The 17,920-nt window shown below is 50.1% G+C and carries 15 protein-coding genes; 4 read left to right on the forward strand and 11 right to left on the reverse strand.

Annotated elements, in window-relative coordinates; translation table 11 throughout:
* Positions 1 to 144 precede the first annotated feature (144 nt).
* Positions 145 to 579, forward strand: coding sequence for an NfeD family protein (locus tag ACFPYJ_RS20485; RefSeq protein ID WP_379190071.1), 435 nt, complete (start codon positions 145 to 147; stop codon positions 577 to 579).
* Positions 580 to 1,515 (forward strand): SPFH domain-containing protein, encoded by a 936-nt coding sequence (locus tag ACFPYJ_RS20490; RefSeq protein WP_379190072.1) that lies wholly within the window; start codon positions 580 to 582, stop codon positions 1,513 to 1,515. It abuts the gene before it with no gap.
* 29 nt (positions 1,516 to 1,544) lie between these two features.
* Here the strand turns inward: ACFPYJ_RS20490 and ACFPYJ_RS20495 are convergent, their stop codons facing one another.
* The 11 genes from ACFPYJ_RS20495 to ACFPYJ_RS20545 form a co-directional block, all read right to left on the reverse strand.
* The gene (locus ACFPYJ_RS20495; protein ID WP_379190073.1) at positions 1,545 to 2,450 is read right to left on the reverse strand and encodes an AraC family transcriptional regulator; all 906 of its coding nucleotides are present in this window, start codon (positions 2,448 to 2,450) and stop codon (positions 1,545 to 1,547) included.
* A 61-nt stretch (positions 2,451 to 2,511) separates the two neighbouring features.
* Entirely contained in the window at positions 2,512 to 2,646 is a 135-nt protein-coding gene (locus ACFPYJ_RS20500) for a hypothetical protein (protein ID WP_379190074.1), read from the reverse strand.
* Positions 2,647 to 2,649: 3 nt separating this feature from the next.
* Complete coding sequence (locus tag ACFPYJ_RS20505) at positions 2,650 to 4,311, reverse strand: type 2 periplasmic-binding domain-containing protein (protein WP_379190075.1); 1,662 nt, start codon at positions 4,309 to 4,311, stop codon at positions 2,650 to 2,652.
* A gap of 148 nt (positions 4,312 to 4,459) precedes the next feature.
* The gene (locus ACFPYJ_RS20510) at positions 4,460 to 5,383 is read right to left on the reverse strand and encodes a carbohydrate ABC transporter permease (RefSeq protein ID WP_379190076.1); all 924 of its coding nucleotides are present in this window, start codon (positions 5,381 to 5,383) and stop codon (positions 4,460 to 4,462) included.
* An 18-nt stretch (positions 5,384 to 5,401) separates the two neighbouring features.
* The gene (locus ACFPYJ_RS20515) at positions 5,402 to 6,373 is read right to left on the reverse strand and encodes an ABC transporter permease (RefSeq protein WP_379190098.1); all 972 of its coding nucleotides are present in this window, start codon (positions 6,371 to 6,373) and stop codon (positions 5,402 to 5,404) included.
* A 282-nt stretch (positions 6,374 to 6,655) separates the two neighbouring features.
* A complete protein-coding gene (locus ACFPYJ_RS20520) occupies positions 6,656 to 8,296 on the reverse strand; it encodes a type 2 periplasmic-binding domain-containing protein (RefSeq protein ID WP_379190077.1) in 1,641 nt (546 codons plus the stop codon).
* Positions 8,297 to 8,349: 53 nt separating this feature from the next.
* Positions 8,350 to 10,551, reverse strand: coding sequence for a helix-turn-helix domain-containing protein (locus ACFPYJ_RS20525; RefSeq protein WP_379190078.1), 2,202 nt, complete (start codon positions 10,549 to 10,551; stop codon positions 8,350 to 8,352).
* Positions 10,552 to 11,537: 986 nt separating this feature from the next.
* On the reverse strand, positions 11,538 to 12,020 hold the full coding sequence (bcp, locus tag ACFPYJ_RS20530) for a thioredoxin-dependent thiol peroxidase (RefSeq protein ID WP_379190079.1): 483 nt from the start codon (positions 12,018 to 12,020) through the stop codon (positions 11,538 to 11,540).
* A 119-nt stretch (positions 12,021 to 12,139) separates the two neighbouring features.
* The gene (locus ACFPYJ_RS20535) at positions 12,140 to 12,931 is read right to left on the reverse strand and encodes an ABC transporter permease (protein ID WP_379190080.1); all 792 of its coding nucleotides are present in this window, start codon (positions 12,929 to 12,931) and stop codon (positions 12,140 to 12,142) included.
* A gap of 6 nt (positions 12,932 to 12,937) precedes the next feature.
* Positions 12,938 to 13,732 carry an ABC transporter permease gene (locus tag ACFPYJ_RS20540; protein ID WP_379190081.1) on the reverse strand — a complete coding sequence of 265 codons (795 nt, stop codon included), beginning with the start codon at positions 13,730 to 13,732 and terminating at the stop codon, positions 12,938 to 12,940.
* Positions 13,725 to 14,810, reverse strand: a complete 1,086-nt coding sequence (locus ACFPYJ_RS20545; protein WP_379190082.1) for an ABC transporter ATP-binding protein — start codon at positions 14,808 to 14,810, stop codon at positions 13,725 to 13,727. The genes ACFPYJ_RS20540 and ACFPYJ_RS20545 overlap by 8 nt, the downstream gene beginning before the upstream one ends.
* 230 nt (positions 14,811 to 15,040) lie before the next feature.
* On the opposite strand from ACFPYJ_RS20545, the gene ACFPYJ_RS20550 reads away from it, so the two are divergent.
* Both ACFPYJ_RS20550 and ACFPYJ_RS20555 read left to right on the forward strand, forming a co-directional pair.
* Positions 15,041 to 16,138: an LCP family protein gene (locus tag ACFPYJ_RS20550; protein WP_379190084.1), complete on the forward strand. Its 1,098-nt coding sequence runs from the start codon at positions 15,041 to 15,043 to the stop codon at positions 16,136 to 16,138.
* 376 nt (positions 16,139 to 16,514) lie between these two features.
* Positions 16,515 to 17,834: a glutamate-1-semialdehyde 2,1-aminomutase gene (locus tag ACFPYJ_RS20555; RefSeq protein WP_379190085.1), complete on the forward strand. Its 1,320-nt coding sequence runs from the start codon at positions 16,515 to 16,517 to the stop codon at positions 17,832 to 17,834.
* The last annotated feature ends 86 nt before the right edge of the window (positions 17,835 to 17,920 follow it).

The raw sequence follows: 17,920 nt of genomic DNA on the forward strand, positions 1-17,920 counted from the left end.
GATATTGGGTTCAGATTCCCATTAATATACTGGAAAGTTACAGAACGGCAGTGAATATACTAAGAGGCTGCTGAGCGTCCAGAGTTCGGCTGCGCTTAGCATCAATGAAAGAATAGGCTTGGCAGGAAAGGCGGCGAATTGCATATGGAGCTTTGGGCGGTATGGCTCATTATCGCTGGAATTTTGCTGGTTGCAGAGATGCTGACGCTGACGTTCTACCTGCTCTGGCTGGGGGTCGGCGCAGCAGCCGCTGCCGTGGCTGCCTGGCTCATGCCGGATTCCTTGATCGTTCAGATTCTGGCCGGCTGTGTCACAGCGCTTGTTTTGACCTTCGCTACGAAGTCTTTGACATCACGAATTCAAACGGCAAAGGGATTTACAGATCCTATTGACGACTTAATCGGCAAAGAAGGGGTCGTTCTGGAGGAAATTACTTTCGGTAAGCGCGGGATTGTTAAAGTCGGCAATGAAACCTGGAGCGCGTTTTCGAAGCAAAATCTGCCTAAAGACGAAGTAGTCCTGGTGATTGCCAGAGGCACGACCATTGTGGAAGTTCAAAAACGAGGAGGAAACAAGTAAATGGGTATTCTCTTAACGATCATCGTCCTGGTCATCGTCATTGTTTTCGTCGCCTTAACGGTGAAGATTGTTCCGCAGCAGCGGGCAGGCGTCGTCGAACGATTAGGTAAATTCAACCGGCTGCTGACTCCCGGACTGAATATTCTTATCCCCCTTATTGATCATGTCCGGACTTATCACGATTTGCGGGTACAGCAGGCCAATGTGCCGCCGCAAACCGTGATCACGAAGGATAATGTCCAGGTTCAAATCGATACGATCATCTTTTATCAGGTTGTCGCTCCTGAACAGGCTACTTATGGCATCTCCGATTATGTATATGGGGTGCGGAATATCAGCACGGCAACGATGAGACAAATCATCGGGAAGCTCGAGCTCGATGAGACGCTGTCGGGCAGGGAGAAAATTTCAAGTGAAATCCGAATTGCCCTGGATGAAGCAACGGAAAAATGGGGTGTGCGTATTGAGCGGGTAGAAGTCATCGACATCCAGCCGCCGGCGGATATCCAAGAATCGATGGATAAGCAGATGAAGGCTGAGCGCAGCAAGCGTGCGATCGTCTTGGAGGCGGAAGCGGCCAAGCAGGACATGATCCTGCGGGCAGAAGGCGACAAGCAGGGTAAAATTCTCAAAGCGGAAGGCGAGAAAGAAGCGCGCATCCGTCAAGCGGAAGGGATGCGCCAGGCACAGGAGCTTGAAGCATTGGGACAGGCGAAAGCCATTCATGCGATCGCTGAAGCTGAGAAAAACCGGATTGAGCTGCTGCGGGCGGCAGGGCTCGATGAGAATGTCCTTGCGTACCGCTCCCTAGAAACGTTAGGCGAGATATCCAAAGGCGCCGCCAATAAAATTTTCATTCCCGCAAAAGCAATCGAAACCTTGGGCAGCATCGGTGCGATCGGCGAAATATTTAAAGCCAAACATTCAGATGGTTGATGCTTCTTAGCAGGTGCATCCCCATCCGGTTACATCCGGTTCAGCCGCCTATATTCGGATGGAGTAAGGCCAATATGCTTGCGGAAATTCTTGGACAGGACATGAATACTGGAATAACCGTACTTCTCGGCAATTTCAGTAATGGATAAATTGGATTGCTTCAGATCGCACTGGATACGGTTCAGCCGCCGGTGCGCCATATAATGCTTGGGCGAGAATCCGGTTTCCTTGCGGAATAAGGTGTAGAACCGGCTGCGTTTCAGGCCGATCTCAGCCGCGCAGCGAAACAGCTCCTGTTCATCGAAGTCCGCACGGTTCGAAACGATTTTTAAGAGCTCGCGAATTCGGGGATCCGCATTGCTGCTGGAATCTTTGGACGTATTGGACAGAAAGAAGGATAAGAAGACCTGAAATTCACCGCGTATCCGAATGGCATCCTCCATGTCGGAGCCTCCAATCCGGCCCGGTACGGTCAGAAACCGGTTGTGATAGGACAGCCATAAGGGCAGATTCGTTACTTGCAGAACACTCTCGATCCGCATGGCAGGCGCCTCATCCACATAAGCCTCCTGCAGGGAAGAAGTTCTGGAGGGAACATGGAAGAATTCACTCTGCGATTTGAAGGGACGCTGCCTTGGAGTCCAGTCGAAATAAGCGGTCCGGTAAACCAGCGGGGAGATCAGGCCGGTCCACCACCGGTGAACCTTCCCGGCCGGAATATAAACCAGGGATCCTTCTTTCATCAGAAAGTCCTGTCCATCCATATGAAGGCCGCCTTCGCCGGCTTCCACGATAATAATTGCATTCATATATCCAATTCGATCGAACGTATACTCACCAGGGAAAAATTCATATTTCTGAGCGAACAAGAGATACGGATGGAAAGCTGTCGGGTAGATCAAAGCTTGCTTTTCGTTGCTGTAGGGAACGCTCATCTAGTTCCTCCTAGGCCATTATGTAATCAAGCCAAACTACCTTCTATTGTACAAAATTATATCATATGGGATGGCGGACAACATCCGGGTTTCCCCTGCTGAAACCGCTGTAGAGATCCGCATTTCCCGATTGCTTGCCAAAGCATCTCACCACCTTGGCTTCCGCAAGATGGTGAGATGCCGGCTGCTTTTTCACTGCTTATTTCTTCTTGTTGTCATACGCCTTTTGATAGATTTCGAGATAGTGGCCCAGATTCAAGCCATCGAAGCCCTTCACATAGCTATCCCATTCGGAGTCGGTTAATTTCTTGGACCCCGTAACGAATTGCGCCATATTCGAGCGCACATACTCATTGATCTGCGTGCGCAGCATAATGGATTCCTTCGCATCATCCGCCTCCATGAAGATTGTCAGCGGGAACGTTTCCTGCGGCTGCTTATTCTCATAATTCTTGGCTGTCTCCAGATACAAACGGTACTCATAGCCCTTCTGGGAGAATGGATCCTCCGGCGCAGCCCATGATTCACGGATATCACGCGTCCGTCTTGTAATCCCCATTTGATCCCAGGTATCATTTAACGTCGTACTGATATCCCAATATTCAGGTCTCAGGCTGTACTTGGCCTGATTGCCATGCACATCCTTCTCTCCGTCCTTCGCTTTATCCCAATACTTGCCTTCCAGACCGTATTCGTTCATAATGGCATGCTCTTCGGAGTACATATAATCCGCCATCTTGATCGCTGCAATGGCTTCCTCCTCGGACGCCTTGTTCGTGATGGCAAACTGGCCGTTACCGTATGCTTTATAATAGCCGGCATAACCGACGCCGCCCGGACCTGTCAAAGGTGGAACGGTTACATATTCTTTATGGCGCTCCTGTCCTTCGGCCAAGCTGAAATACATGCCGATATGCCCGCCTGTCGCGCTGCCGGTTACGTTGTCGCCCTCTTTGTTGCCGACTTGAGCCATCTGGTCGTTATTTTGCGTGAACGCTTCTTTATCGATTAAACCTTCGTTAAACAGCTTGTTAATGTACGTCAATCCCTCACGCCATTCCGGCTGATTGGCAGCCAGCTGAACCTTGCCGTCCTTCATGAAGAAGAAGTCCTCGTCATTATCATAGATAAAAGAGTTCATCAGGAAGTTAGACGGAATGCCGTGCCAGGTGTTGAAGGCGCCGGACAGCGGAATCTCGTCAGCCTTTCCGTTGCCGTTTGGATCCTGCGTCTTAAACGCTTTCAGAACCTCGTAATACTCATCGATTGTCGTCGGCATTTGCAGATTCAGCTTATCCAGCCATTTCTTATTGATCCACAGCTTCTGGGAATACCAGCAGTGGAAGCAGTCGTTTATATGCGGAAGCGCGTAGATATTTCCGTCCGGAGCCGTGATTGCCGCCTTCAAATCGGCATCTTCCGTAAATGCCCGCTTGATTTCATTTCCGTATTTCTCAATCAAATCATTGAGCGGCGTCAGAATGCCCTGCTTCCCATAGTCGATTTGCTCCGCCTGCGTGAAGTCGCCGGAGAGGAAGATGGCCGGGTAGTCGCCGCTGGCCATAATTAACTTTTTCTTATCCGCTGCATTCGCCGACGGCGTAGCGTCGAAGTCGAACTTGATGTTTAATTTGTTCTCAATATATTTGGTGACCGCGTTCGTGTTGATATCCTCAATCCGGGGCGACACGCTGATAAAGGTGTTGAGCGTAACCGGCTTGTCGCCGCCTTCGGTATCGCCTGGAGCGTTCGCTGCGGTGTCTTTGCTTCCTGATCCCCCGTTATTGCTGCTGCATGCAGATGAGAGTAATGCCATGATGAGGATGATACCCATAATAATGGAGCGTTTCTTTGTGTTCAAAGCAGACTCCTCCTTCATAATTGTGCGATACTCTTCCCCTAACTAATCATCCTGCAGTCAATGCGATGGAATATAGCGGCATCACCTCCCACTCTGGTCAAACGCATGCCCGGAGGATGCTGATCATGTTCGGCTGCAGGCATCTGCCTTATCCTTTGAGCGATCCGATCATGATGCCCTGAACGAAATACTTCTGCACAAAAGGATAGATCGCTAAGACGGGCAGCGTTGCGACCACGATGAGCGAGAACTTCAGCAGATCCCGTAAGCCCTGCATCGCGGCCATCTTATTGGCATCCACCATCATGCTCGAGTCGATGGAATTCAGAATGAGAATATTCCGCAGAATGATCTGAAGCGGGAACAAATGCTGCGTCTTCAAGAAGATTAATGCCTCGAAGTAGGCATTCCATTGTCCCACTGCATACATCAGCACCAGAACCGCCAATATCGGCTTGGACAGAGGCAGCACCACCCGCAGCAGGAAACCGATATCGCTGCACCCGTCCAGCTCTGCCGCCTCTCCCAGCTCCTTGGGAATGCTGGACTGGAAGAAGGTCCGCGCAATAATGACCTGCCAAACCGCCATTGCGCTTGGCAGCAGCATCGCCCATCTCGTATCCAGAAGACCGAGGTTCTTTACGGTCAAGTAATAAGGAATCAAGCCTCCGCTGAACATCATCGTAATGATAAGAATGACCATGATGACATTTCGTCCATAGAAGGTGCTCTTGGAGATCGGGAATGCCAGCATAACGGTCAAACCCACATTGATCAGCACGCCGAAGAAGGTGTAGAAGATCGAATTCGCATACCCTGTCATGACCTGAGGATTAGAGAAAATGGCTCTGTAGCCTGCAAGGCTCGGCTCTACCGGAAACAGCCAGACTTTGCCGCTTATCACGGCCCGCGGCGAGCTGAAGGAAGAGCTCAGGATATAGATGAGCGGATAAAGCACAACGACAAGAATGATCGATAGAAAAGCATACACCAGGAAGATAAATACCTTATCGCTGAATGAATCTCTTATTGCGTTCGAACGGGTCTTCATGAGCGCGTTGGATTGCGTCATCTCCTATTCATCCCCTCTCTACCATAAGCTGCTGTCCGATATTCGTCTGGCCAGATAATTGACCGCGAGCAGCAGGACTAGATTGATTACTGAATTAAACAGGTCCACCGCCGCTGAGAAGCTAAAGTTCGCTCCCAGCAAGCCGATTTTGTACACGTACGTGGAGATGACCTCTGAGGTACTCGTATTGAGTGAATTCTGCATCAAATAAATTTTCTCGAAGCCGACGTTCATGATTTGACCGACATTCAGGATAAGCAGAATAATCGCTGCGGGCATGATGCCGGGAATATCAATATGAATGACCTTCTGAAACCGCGAGGCGCCGTCCACTCTGGCCGCTTCATAGAGATCCGGGTTGACGCCCGCCAGCGCAGCGAGATAGATGACCGCTCCGTATCCGATCCCCTGCCAGATATTAGACCACACGAAGATGCTGCTGAAGTACTGAGGAATCCCCATAAAGTTAATGGATTCTAGACCTAATGATTTGACGATATGATCCACAAAGCCAAGCCTTGGCGAGAGGAACAGAATAATCATGGAAACCATAACGATGGTGGAGATAAAGTAAGGCGCGAAGGTAACCATCTGAACCCATTTCTTGAACCGCGCATTCCGGATTTCATTGAGTGCCAGCGCGAGTATAATGGGAGCCGGAAATCCGACGAGCAGCGAATATACACTGATAACCAGCGTGTTCTTAATGAGCATCCAGAAGTTCGGGGAGCTGAAGAAGGTCGAGAAATTCTTGAACCCCACCAACTCGCTGCCCATGATTCCTTTGACCGGGCTGAAGTCGCGAAAGGCAATCTGCGCTCCGTACATCGGTATATATTTGAAAATTACGATATAAGCCAGAGGCAATAATACGAGCAGATACAATTGCCAATGCCGCTTTACTCTTCGTCCTCTTTCCCTCAGAAATAATGACCTGCTGCTGATCACATGTTCGGACTGCGTTGTTTTCAAAACCTCTGTGGACGACATATTCGCCAATCACTTCCTCTCCAGTTATCGATGAGTCTGGGGTCAACAATAACGGAATGAAGTCAGGCCGGTCAACGGCCAGTAATCTTGGAACAGACGAATTTCCGCAGGCACTGCTGTCAGGCTGTTTCTGCAGCAACGCGCAGCTTTCCGCTGCCGCTCATTATTCCGCTGAAGCCCATAAATAGCGGATTATCTGCTCAACCCGGGCCTTCCGTCGGCGATCAGCAAAGAGGCTCTCCGCAAGTAGTCCGTCTACTTGTGGAGAGCCCCCGAAAATGTTCATTGCTGGCTGCGATAGCTGTCATAGGCCTTCTGATAGAATCCCAAATACCGTTCAAGCTTCAGACCGCTGAATCCGTCCAGGTAAGCATCCCATTCTTCCTCGATGTTCTTCGTGCCTGTAATAAACTGCACCATATTGGATTCCACATACTCGTTTATTTGCACCCGCAGACGGGCTGCCTCAAATGCGATGTCCGGGTCCACGTACAGATTGGCAGGATAAACCTCCTTCGGTTCTTTGCCTGCATAGTTCTTCATGGTCTCCGTGTAGAGGCGGTGCTCGTAGCCTTCCTCCGAATAAGGATCCTCCGGCACAGCCCAAGATTCCCGCAGCTCCCGGTCACGATAACTGATGCCCATCTGACTCCAGCCTTCATTTTGCATGGTACGGGTAAAATATTCCGGGTTGATTTTATATTTGGCCGGTCTGCCATGCTCATCGACCTCTCCAGGCAAGCCCCTCCGCCACCATAAGCCCTCAGGCCCGAACTCGTTCAAAATTACTGCTTCCTCCGAATACAGGTAATCAGCCAATTGAATCGCTGCCACCGCCTGCGCCTCCGTTGCTTTGTCCGTAATCGCAAATTGGCCCGTATCAATCGTCTTAAAATACCCGGCCGCCTGATAGCCACTGGGCCCGATGAGCGGCGCAATCGTGTCATACTGTTTGTTGCGCTCATTATCGAGGCTGCCAAAGGCCATTCGAATATGGCCAAGTGTCGCGCTGCCAAGCACGATGTCGCCATCCTGCGTCGCTAATTGAACCAGGCCGTCGATCGTTTGGGTGAAGGCGGACGGATCAATCAAACCTTCCTGGTACAGCTTGCGTATATACTTCAGCCCCTCTTTCCACTCCGGCTGCGCGGCTGCGAGACCCACCTTCCCATCTACAATATACAAGTAATTGTCATCCGTATTATAGATAAAGGCGCTCATCAGAAAACCCGTGATTTTCGAATGCCAGGAATCGGAAGCCCCGGTAAGCGGAATTTCATCGGCAATGCCATTGCCATTGGGATCCTTCGTTTTGAACGCCTTGAGCATCTCATAAAATTGTTCGGTCGTTGCGGGAGGGCTGAGATTCAGTTTCTTTAACCACTCCGTGTTCACCCAGAGCTTCTGGGCATACCAGCAGTGCAGACATTCATTGACGGAGGGAAGCGCATATATTTTCCCGTCAGGGGCTGTAATCGCTTTACGCAATTCAGGGTGCTCCTCGAGCCTCTGCTTGATGTTGTTGCCATATTGATCAATCAAGTCGCCGAGTGGACGCAGGACACCCGACATGCCGTATTTCACCTGCTCATCGGCCGTAAGCTCGCCGCCAAGAAAGACAGCCGGGTAGTCTCCGCTTGCAAATGACATTTGCTTTCTTTCTTTTCTCACCACATTATTGGCGATATCGAATTCAAATCTGATGTTAAGTTTCTTCTCCAGATATTTCGTAAAGGTGTTCGTCTTCAGATCCTCAACATCCAGCGGAGGTGCCGCAAATACGGAAAGCACGGTCGGAGCGCCGACTGACACCGCTTCCCTGTCCTTCGCCATGACATCTGACTTCACCATCGAGCACGCCAGCACAGTAAGGGTTATCGCTAGGAGGCAGCACCCGATTATCCATTTGTTTGTCCATTTCAAACCACAATCCCCCTCTAACCGCTTCATTCAAGCCGCTTCCAGTCCAACGAGGCTCAAATCACATTCCGCTTCCGGTAATCGACTGGCGAAATGCCCTCGACTCTCCGGAAAACTCTCCGAAAGGTTGCGGCATTCGCATAGCCCACACGTTCACCAACATCTTGAATGGAATCCGACTGCTCCACCAGCCATCGCTTGGCATGCTGAATCCGAAGGTCAGCCAGAAAATCCAGGAAGTTCTCACCGAACTCTTCCTTGAACAGCTGGCTTAAATACTTCGCGTTGATGTCGAATTTGTCGCTTAGAAATTCGAGAGACAGCTCCGAATTGGCATAATGCTCCTCAATATACTCTCTGATGTCCCTCATGAGCTGGTGATAATGACGTCCCTCTTGAAGCTGATTCAGCTGCCTGCTGTAGCTCTCAAGAATTCGGAAAAAGGAGGCTTCCAATTCATCCAGCGTATCGAAGTCCTCGGTGATTTGCTTGGCGGGAGGAAGGGCCGTGACCGTCCATGCCTCATAATAATCTTTGGAAGCCTGCGAGAGCTGAAGATCCATATGGGCCAGAAAATAACGGATTAATCCGGTAATCTCGCTCTTGGACAAGCAGCATTGGCGGATGCCGGCAAATAGGGAATGGAAGTGATCCGTCCAGTTTTCTTCATGCAACCGAAAGCTCTGAACGAGGCTGTGAATCACTTTGAGATGCTTATTCGTTTCTTTGCTTGTCTCCGTCACATTCCGGGCTTCCTCATACCTGATGATTCGGTTATTGCCGAGTGATGCCTTGAATTTGAGCGATTCCACCGCCTGCTTGTAGGACTCCGTCGCCCCTTCGAGCGAATCCACCGATTCTCCGACTCCAATCGTTACGGTAAACGCAAGATTCTTATGCACCCATGCGACAATGCTTTCATAGACCGTGTTATCGGCCGGTGAATCCGCATTTTCCTGAAAATGAATGCCCGTCAGCTGCAGGGGGGATATCCACTCGAGCCACACCTGCGTGGCAAGCTGACTGAACAGCTCATGCGTGGCGCTGCTGATGACGAATTTAAACAAGGATTGGTCCTTGCTCTTATGCTGGTTGAAGCTTTGCTCCGGATGATCGATTTCGATGATGAGCACCTTCAGCTTCGAGTGGGCAGGCAGGATGGATGGGTCAGCTGAGGCGATCGAGCTTTTCTCCGATGCGATCAGATCCGTAAAGAAGGTTCGCTTCTTCAGCAGGAACGCCTCCTCGGATTCCTTCTTGAATATCTTCGACTGCTCGGCAAAGTTGTTAATGGCGGACTCAATAAAGGTGAATTCGTCTACCGCCAGCCTGCCCAGCGTTTGTTTGCCCGGTGTGACATAATCGTTGATGCGCAGGACCAGGTCTTCAAGCGGCTTGTAGTTTTTGCGGGTGACATAGATAATAGAGCCCACTCCGGCAATGAAAATAACAAAGCCGAGTATAGGCCAAACGCTCGAAAGGCTGGAGACCACGTTGACGATCCTACCGTTGTTTACGCCGCTCTCAACCTCCCAGCCGGTGTAGTCTGATTTAAAGCTGGCAAGCACTTCCTTCTTCTTGTCCGCCTCATTCTGCTTAAACAAGGATTGGCCGCTGCGGTCATAGAGCTGAACGAACCCTGTCGATGAGTCGTACATATCTTCGACCAAGTCCTGCAGGGAGGACACACTGACATTGACAACAAAGAGCCCCTCTGAGCCGACGCTGAGTGGAACTTTATGAACCAGGCTGACGACTTCCTTCTTATGCTGAAACGCATATTCGCGGTATGTCCGAAGAGCCGTCCAGGGGGATTTCTCCGAAGCGTTCTGAATGCTCCGAATAAACGATACGTCTTCAAAGTCATCCATGCTTTTAATGATATCGCCGTTAAACACGATGCCGTCGTTATACCTGACCAAGTAATACGAATCAATAATTGGTGCTTCCTGCTTAAGCTTCAGCAGGCGATTGATGACCTGATAGTTCAAATAAACATTGCCCTCATCCTTTTCGTCAAAAAAATCCGTAATCACCTTGTTGTACATCAGCTCTCTCAGGATAAGGTAATCGACTGATTTCAAGGATACATCCACGGACTGAAGCAGCTGCCGGGCAAAAACCTGGCTGGATTCCTTTGTGTTATGGTTGTTCTGCTCAACGAGTGTTTGGAAAAACAGGAAAAAGACGAAGGAGAACATGATAAAGAAAATCGGCAAATACGACCAAATCATTTTACGAAGCCATGTTCGGTTCATTGCACCATCCCTTTGGAGGAAGTTTGAGTACCGATCAATATGTAACCGCATACATTAGTATATCAATTATACTCTTCCTCTGTCAGGCCGTCTTTGTTGTTAAGGTTATCCATTTGTCATTTTGTCCACTATTCCGGAAAAGCTTGATTGGAGCATTGGTTAAATGCGGGGCGGCGATCGGGATATGTAATACAAGATTCTTGGCAGCCGGTCAAGGCTGCGTGCGGGCTCCAGCCGCTGTTAAAGCCGTGTTCCTTATGATTTTATGATAAGGTTGGAACTCGTCTTTAAAGGCGGCACGTAAACTTTCTGCTCCACACCCAGCCCTTTCCCTACTCAAGAATTTGTAAACCAACCATTGCGCTGTCGCGCAGCCAGGGAAAAACTCGCAAAAACGGGCTTCTCCTTGCTTTTAGGGGTCAGAGAACGATGCGGTACCTGGAGGGGGCTTTTACTTGAGGAAAGCAAAAGCCCCCTCCGCCGTTGTGGCGGAAGGGGCAAGTTCAAAAAAGTACTTTTGGAAGGTCGGGTCAAACTCAGGGTTTAGATGCCCTCAACTATGAGCCCGTTCTAAACGCGAATTTATTTAACTACCGTTGGACGTATAAATTTACCATCCGAATAAATCACATTCGGAGCAAGCTCGCCGGTCTCTGATATGAAAGAGGCACCTTCTTCGAAGAAATAGTATTGCTTTGGATACGCCGCATAGCTGGTAACAAGCATTTTTTATGGCGATTTGCATCGGCATCTAGTCACTAACGGTCCATAGATTAATTACTAAGCTGACCCGATTGTCGTACCGCGATTCAACTTTACCGAACGCATACATTTCGTATCCCTACACTGGTCCTTTTCAGCAGGCTTATCTTGAACGGAAGGATGAGGCGAGGTTTCTTGAGGGAACCTTCCAAGAGGAGCATTTCTTCTCTTGGAAGGCTTTTGGCGATAACAGGATGCACTGTTTGCTTACAGCTGCTATTCACTTATTGCTCATTAACCGCCTGAAGAACCTCCTGCACATGGCCCTTGACCCGTAAATTCCGCCATTCCCGTACAAGCTTGCCCTTCTCGTTGATTAGAAACGTTGAGCGGACCAGGCCCATATATTCCCGGCCATACAGCTTCTTCATCTGCCAAACTCCGTATAGCTCACAAACCTTGTGCTCGGTGTCGGCAAGCAGCTCGAACGGCAGGTCATACTTTGATGCGAAACGCTCATGCGTCTCTGCCGTGTCGATGCTGATGCCCAGCACAACCGCATTACTTTGGCCAAACGCTGTATAGCTGTCCCGAAAATCACAGGATTCCTGCGTGCATGCCGGTGTCAAATCCTTCGGGTAGAAGAACAAAATCACCTTCCTGCCGATATAGTCACTCAGCTTCACCTCGCGCCCTCCCGTGGTTGGAAGCGTGAAGTCCGGCGCTTTTTTGCCTACGAATGCTTTCGCCTTAATGACTGCTGCCATATGAACATTCCCCCATTCTTACAAATTGCCCGTCTGCCGCTATCGTCCCGCCCCGATGTGAGCGCTTCTCGAGGCGGGTGTTGAGGCAGTCGGATTACCGCTATAAGCTAACCTTCCGCTTACGATCCGGCGCCGCTGTACCGTCTGACGCCGCGATTCCACAGGAACAGACCGAGCGATAGCACGACAATCCCCATAACCGGAGTCAGCAGCGCGAGCGTTGATAGTCCGCCTTCATTGTGGTCCAAGAAATAGGAAGCCGGAATCACACCCACGAAAGCGAAGGGCAGTATCCACGTCAGCAGGAAGCGAATGGCTTTGTTATAAATATTAACCGGATAACGCCCATAGTTCTGGATGTTATACATCAGCGGCAGAATGCCTGTCGGCGCATCCGAGTAGAAGGAGATTGCCGTAAGCGCGGTATAAATTCCTGCGTAGATGAAGAATGCGCCCAGGACGAACACCACCAGCATCAGCACATCCAGAGGCTCGAAGGGAAGTCCGAGCTTCGTCCAGCTGAGCACCATGATAACCGCTCCCACCAGTGACCCGAACAGTGAAGGCGGATCGACATTCTCAAGCAGGACCTGATACAGGTTGTAAGCCGGCCGCGTCAGGATGCGGTCCATCTCCCCTTTTACAATATAACGCTCGCTGAAATTCCAAATGTTGAACAAGGCCCCGAAGATGCCCGATGGAACCATGAAGAATCCATATACGAACACGACCTCTGCCTCCGACCAGCCTCCCAGCGATGGCGTATGCTGGAACACAATGAGGATGAAGATCAGGTTAACCCCTTGGAACATCAGATCAGAGATGACCTCGAGCCAGAAGTCCATCCGGTAGGTCAGCCTTGTCTTGGCATAATTTTTCAAGTACTCCACAAACAGCGTCCAATAAAACATTTCTTGTTAACCTCCTTGCACGAACAGTCGGCTTCGCGCCTGCCGCCATACCCAAGTAATCGGAATAATAAGCAAGAGAAACCACAGCAGCTGTACACCGAGCACGATCCATACATCCTGTCCGGTTGTTCGCCCTGTGAATACGGAGCTTGGCAGATAGGTAATCGCTTGAAAGGGAAGCCATTTCATCGTTACCGCGAGCCAGCCCGGGAAGAAGGAGATCGGCACGACAACGCCGGAAAATAGATCGACAAGCACACGCTTCATTCGCAGCATGCCCTCGTTATTTTCGACAAAGAAGGCAAACAGTCCTACCAGCATATTGATCTGTGTATTTATGAGAAAGCTGAATATAAGCATAACAAAGTACAGCAGCCACACACTCGGATCGGTGGGCAGTTTAACCGGAAAAATCAAGCAGACAATAACGAGTCCCGGCACCATGAACAGCAGCAGCCTGAAGATTCCTTCGCCGAAGCCCTGCATGAGCTTTACGAACAAATAATTGTAAGGCCGGATAAATTGAATCGCTACGCTGCCATCACGGATTTCATTGGCAATTTCACGGTCGAGGTTATTAAAATAGAAGGCACGGGCCATCCAGGAAACCGCTACATAGGTCGTCATTTGTGCAAGTGTAAAGCCGCCGAGCTCCTTCTGAACGCCATAGATCGCATCCCACAAAAAGTAATACGCGCCGATATTGATTGCATAAATGATAATGCCGCTGTAATAGTTGACCCGATAGGCAAGCATCATCAGAAAACGGATACGGATGATGTCCAAATAGGCGCTATTCATTCTGCTTAGACTCCTTTGCCTCTTGATCGCCGGCGCCTGTATCCCATTGACTCAGCTTCTCCGTCGCTTCCTTTGATGCAGATCCGGACTGATAGATTTCACGGACGATCTCATCGGTATTGGTCTCCATAATTTTGATATCGCGAATATCCGAAACGCCGCCGACTACCCGCGCCAGTGCATCGGATACATTCACCGCATGAGGCAGCCACATCGTTGCGGTTAATTCATTGTCGATCGACCAGGTCACCCCTTCAAGTCCTGCCGTTTGCACATGCAGTTCAGCAAGCCGCGGCTGCTCGCCGAATTGAAATTGAATCTCGCGACCTTTACTCCATCTCGACTTCAGCTCGTCCAATCCGCCGTCATAGATAATTCGGCCATCGTCAAGCATAATGACACGCGAGCAGAGCGCTTCAATATCCTGCAAATCATGGGTGGTCAGCAGAATCGTCGTCCCGTGCTCACGGTTGATTTTTTTCAGAAATTCCCGAATCTCTGTTTTTACCACAATATCCAGACCGATTGTAGGCTCATCCAGAAACAGGATAGACGGATTATGCAGCAGCGATGCGACAAGCTCACAGCGCATCCGCTGTCCTAAGCTGAGCTTACGGACAGGACGGTTAAGCAACTCACCAAGCTGAAGCCGCTCTACGAGCTCATCCAGACGCTGACGGAATTCAGCTTCAGGCACACGATAAACCTTGCGGAGCAGCTGAAAGGATTCAATCACGCCGATATCCCACCAGAGCTGGCTGCGCTGGCCGAATACGACACCGATGCCTTTAACGAAGCTCTCACGTTCCTGATAAGGAACGTAGCCGTTTACCTTAAGGTGGCCTGCGGTTGGAACAAGAATACCGGTCAGCATCTTAATCGTTGTCGATTTGCCTGCTCCGTTCTCACCTATGTACCCGCATATTTCACCTTTCGGGATTTGGAAAGAAATATCTTTTACCGCTGTAATTTGATTGTATTCCCGCTTGAACAAATCCTTCAATGCTCCTTTAACACCTTCGCGATTCTTCTGGACTTGAAACTGTTTGCGTAAATCCTTGACATCAATTGCCAGCATAGGCTCATTTTCATCCTTTCACTTCGACATTTCCTGGGAAATATCTGTCTATTTCGTTGTTAATATATAAAACTTGCTTCTATACGACAATCCATTTTATAATTTTATGATATGTAATGCTACTATTGTGTAGAGATTACGTAAAAGTTATCGATTGTCGCGAGCACATCTAACCTATTATAGCAATTATTAGACCATCTTATTTCTTTATTACTAAGGAGGACATTTAAATGCCGCGAAAGCAGCAAAAGCAAACTAGAAGAAAAAGACCGTGGATGTGGGCACTGCTCGGAGTCGTTGTTGTCGCTATAGCCGTCGTAGCTGTCTACTTTGTTAATCTCAATAATTCCTTAGGCGGTCTGAGCAAGCCCAAGGATGAATCTATATTCGGTAAGTTTGATGACAAGCCAGCTGAGAAGCCGGCCGAGTGGGAGGGCACCGAACGTGTCAACATCCTCATCATGGGCGGAGATAACCGCGGCCTGAAGAAGAGCGAGACCGCTCGTTCAGACTCCATGCTCGTTGCTTCCGTTGACCCTGTAACGAAGAAAGCCCATTTGTTCTCGGTGCTCCGCGACACTTATGTTCCGATTGAAGGACATGGCGAAGGCCGTATTAACACGGCACTCGCGCTTGGCGGGCCCAACCTGGCCATGAAAACCATCGGCGGTGTTCTCGGTCTAGATATTCAATATTATGTGTATACCGACTTCGAAGGATTCAAATCCCTTGTCGACGCTATTGGCGGCATACAAAATTTCGATGTCGAGAAAAATATGAACTATGTTGATAATGCGGACGGCAACCGGTATGATATCCATTTGAAAAAAGGGATTCAAGACCTGGACGGCACCACTGCTCTCCAATATGTGCGCTTCCGTCATGATGCATTGAGCGATTTTACGCGTACTGAGCGTCAACGCAAGCTGCTGACAGCGGTCTCGGACAAAATGAAATCCGGCTGGACGGTCGTGAAGCTAAACAAAATTATTGACAGCATCAGCCCTTATGTAGAAACAAACATTGAGGTCTCTGATATGCTGAAGCTGGCTCAGCTTGGCATCGGAAGCACCATCGGCGGCTCTACTCAAGTGCCTCCAATGGATCTGATTGGGGATAAAAAGGTTAGCGGCGCTTCCGTTCTCTCCATCCGTGACGATCAAGAGCTCATGGATTATGTTCAGAGCGAGCTGGCGGCAGATAATGTTGCAGCGGCTGGCAGCACGAATGGGACCGGTACGAACGGAACCGGCACGAACGGAGCTAACAATGCAGGCAATAAGGATTCAGCGAATACGAAAAACAGTTCAGCTCAAACAAGCGACTAGGCACTTTGCGCGTTTGCTCCATATAGGATGAAACAGAGGGTGAACCCTGACCGAACCGTCAGTTTCACCCTCTGTTGTATGTTTTCACAGCTTCGCCTCAATTACAGGTGATCAAGCTGCCACGCATAAATTTAGGACATGCTTACGAAGCCAGTTTTGTTTCACTCAAGCCGGATTTCGGCATTGGGGCATAGCCTCAACAAAACTCAGCTTATGCTTTCGAAGTAGTTTTTGCTTCATGCTTCCTTATTCAAGGCAGCATGGGGCATAGCCACGCAAAAACTTGGTTTATGCTTACGAAGCCAGTTTTGTTTCACTCATGCCGAATTTCGGCATTGGGGCATAGCCTCAACAAAACTTTCAGGAGGTTCCATCCATGTCCACACAGCGTCCAGGCTCGGAAGAGCTTTACACCGAAGCGCTTAAGCATATTGTCGGTGGTGTCAATAGCCCGTCCCGTTCCTTCAAGGCAGTTGGCGGAGGAGCGCCCGTATTCATGAAACGCGGCAGCGGCGCCCACTTCTGGGATGTCGACGGCAACCGTTATATTGATTATTTGTGCGCTTATGGGCCGATCATTACAGGTCATGCACACCCGCACATTACGGCAGCTATTGTTGAAGCAGCGCAGAACGGCACCCTTTATGGGACCCCTACAGAGCTTGAGATTAAGCTCGCCCGCAAACTGAAAGAAGCGATTCCATCGCTGGATAAGGTTCGGTTCGTTAATTCCGGCACGGAAGCCGTCATGACGACGATTCGTGTCGCCCGTGCTTACACCAAACGGAGCAAGATCATTAAGTTCGCGGGCTGCTACCACGGCCACTCCGACTTAGTCCTGGTCGCTGCAGGCTCCGGTCCTTCAACCCTCGGTATTCCAGACAGCGCTGGCGTTCCTAAAAGCATCGCGAGCGAAGTCATTACTGTACCGTTCAATGATCTGAACGGACTGCAGGAAGCACTGCAGCACTGGGGCGATGACGTAGCCGCTGTCATGGTTGAACCTATCGTCGGCAACTTCGGCATGGTTATGCCGGAGCCCGGCTTCCTTGAAGGCCTGTGCAGGATGACTCGTGAGGCCGGTGCGCTTGTGATCTACGATGAAGTCATCAGTGCCTTCCGCTTCCATTACGGAAGCGCGCAAACCTATGCCGCGTTCCCGGACAAGAAAGCCATCGAGCCGGATCTGACCGCACTTGGCAAAATCATCGGCGGCGGTCTTCCGATCGGCGCCTACGGAGGCCGCCTTGAAATCATGACTCAGGTCGCACCGCTGGGACCTGCTTATCAAGCCGGCACCATGGCGGGTAACCCGGCATCGATCTCCGCCGGTATTGCATGCCTTGAAGTGCTTGAGAAGCCGGGCGTGTATGAACGGATGGAGGCTCTTACGATTCAATTAGCTGACGCCCTGCAGCAATCCGCTAACAAGCACGGCATCCCGCTGACCATTAATCGCATTCGCGGCTCATTCTCTGCCCACTTCTGCGATCATCCTGTCACGAACTATGATGAAGCGCAGGATACGGACGGCGAGCAATTCGCCCGCTTCTTCCGCTTTATGCTGGATCAAGGCATCTGCCTGGCTCCATCCAAATACGAGGCCTGGTTCCTCACTACAGCGCATACGGAGCAGGATATTCTGGAGACGATTGCAGCAGCCGATCACGCCTTCCGAGCTATGGCGGCTGATTAATAACAGGCCAAATAGGCCCGTTCCTTACCCAAGCAGCATGCTGCTGGTAATGGAGCGGGCCTTTTTCTTTTTGGAAGCCAGAGAAG

The sequence above is a fragment of the Paenibacillus solisilvae genome (assembly GCF_042656405.1).
Lineage (GTDB): Bacteria > Bacillota > Bacilli > Paenibacillales > Paenibacillaceae > Paenibacillus_Z > Paenibacillus_Z solisilvae.

Bases quoted from the DNA above. Each gene is read 5' to 3' on its own strand.
- ACFPYJ_RS20545 (WP_379190082.1), bottom strand. From the start codon at position 14,810: ATGCTGGCAATTGATGTCAAGGATTTACGCAAACAGTTTCAAGTCCAG.
- ACFPYJ_RS20495 (WP_379190073.1), bottom strand. From the start codon at position 2,450: ATGAGCGTTCCCTACAGCAACGAAAAGCAAGCTTTGATCTACCCGACA.
- ACFPYJ_RS20510 (WP_379190076.1), bottom strand. From the start codon at position 5,383: ATGACGCAATCCAACGCGCTCATGAAGACCCGTTCGAACGCAATAAGA.
- ACFPYJ_RS20535 (WP_379190080.1), bottom strand. From the start codon at position 12,931: ATGTTTTATTGGACGCTGTTTGTGGAGTACTTGAAAAATTATGCCAAG.
- ACFPYJ_RS20555 (WP_379190085.1), top strand. From the start codon at position 16,515: ATGTCCACACAGCGTCCAGGCTCGGAAGAGCTTTACACCGAAGCGCTT.
- bcp (WP_379190079.1), bottom strand. From the start codon at position 12,020: ATGGCAGCAGTCATTAAGGCGAAAGCATTCGTAGGCAAAAAAGCGCCG.
- ACFPYJ_RS20490 (WP_379190072.1), top strand. From the start codon at position 580: ATGGGTATTCTCTTAACGATCATCGTCCTGGTCATCGTCATTGTTTTC.
- ACFPYJ_RS20525 (WP_379190078.1), bottom strand. From the start codon at position 10,551: ATGAACCGAACATGGCTTCGTAAAATGATTTGGTCGTATTTGCCGATT.
- ACFPYJ_RS20550 (WP_379190084.1), top strand. From the start codon at position 15,041: ATGCCGCGAAAGCAGCAAAAGCAAACTAGAAGAAAAAGACCGTGGATG.
- ACFPYJ_RS20540 (WP_379190081.1), bottom strand. From the start codon at position 13,732: ATGAATAGCGCCTATTTGGACATCATCCGTATCCGTTTTCTGATGATG.
- ACFPYJ_RS20485 (WP_379190071.1), top strand. From the start codon at position 145: ATGGAGCTTTGGGCGGTATGGCTCATTATCGCTGGAATTTTGCTGGTT.
- ACFPYJ_RS20515 (WP_379190098.1), bottom strand. From the start codon at position 6,373: ATGTCGTCCACAGAGGTTTTGAAAACAACGCAGTCCGAACATGTGATC.